Genomic DNA, 853 nt, shown 5'->3' on the forward strand with positions numbered 1-853 from the left:
GGAATCGCTAGTAATCGCGGATCAGCATGCCGCGGTGAATACGTTCCCGGGCCTTGTACACACCGCCCGTCACACCATGAGAGTCGGGAACACCCGAAGTCCGTAGCCTAACCGCAAGGAGGGCGCGGCCGAAGGTGGGTTCGATAATTGGGGTGAAGTCGTAACAAGGTAGCCGTATCGGAAGGTGCGGCTGGATCACCTCCTTTCTAAGGAGACTTCAACAAGACAAGTTCTTGTTGTAACGTCCTGGTCAGACTTCTGGTGCGTTTCTCGTTGTTTAATTTAGAGGGTGCAAACCCTTAGGCGTGGGGGTATAGCTCAGCTGGAAGAGCACCTGCTTTGCAAGCAGGGGGTCATCGGTTCGAGCCCGATTATCTCCACCACCTGGGCCAATAGCTCAGCTGGCTAGAGCACACGACTGATAATCGTGAGGTCGATGGTTCGAGTCCATTTTGGCCCACCAGTGTCCATTGAGAATGGATATCAACATTTAAGAAATTGAATGTTGATATCTGGTTTCAATCGAGACCGGAATTCCGCACCTTGAAAACTGAACAATGTGATAATTCCAGATGGAAGAGCAAGCAACAGAGTAGATTTTTAATCAGAATGGCAAAAGTCATTTCTGTCAAATGGGTAATAACAATTAGCCAAAAAATAACTCTGAAGCCTGCATGATTCTTAAATAGAGAACCAATTGGTTTTCTGGACCGCCAGGCGAAAGCCTGGACGATAGGTCAAGCTAATAAGAGCGCAAGGGGAATGCCTTGGCATCAGGAGCCGATGAAGGACGTGGCAAGCTGCGATAAGCTTCGGGGAGGCGCAAACAGCCTTTGATCCGGAGATTTCCGAA

General features: G+C 49.5%; 2 tRNA genes and 2 rRNA genes. All 4 read left to right on the forward strand.

Annotation, left to right across the window (positions count from 1 at the left end):
• Positions 1-206: ribosomal RNA gene (locus tag B5F98_RS12520) — 16S ribosomal RNA — on the forward strand; the annotation flags it as partial.
• Positions 207-307: 101 nt separating this feature from the next.
• A tRNA-Ala gene (locus B5F98_RS12525) sits at positions 308-383 on the forward strand.
• A gap of 3 nt (positions 384-386) precedes the next feature.
• Positions 387-463, forward strand: a tRNA-Ile gene (locus B5F98_RS12530).
• A 272-nt stretch (positions 464-735) separates the two neighbouring features.
• Positions 736-853, forward strand: a 23S ribosomal RNA gene (locus tag B5F98_RS12535); the annotation flags it as partial.

The organism is Pseudoflavonifractor sp. An44 (assembly GCF_002161675.1).
In the GTDB taxonomy this organism is placed as follows: Bacteria; Bacillota; Clostridia; order Oscillospirales; family Oscillospiraceae; genus Enterenecus; species Enterenecus faecium.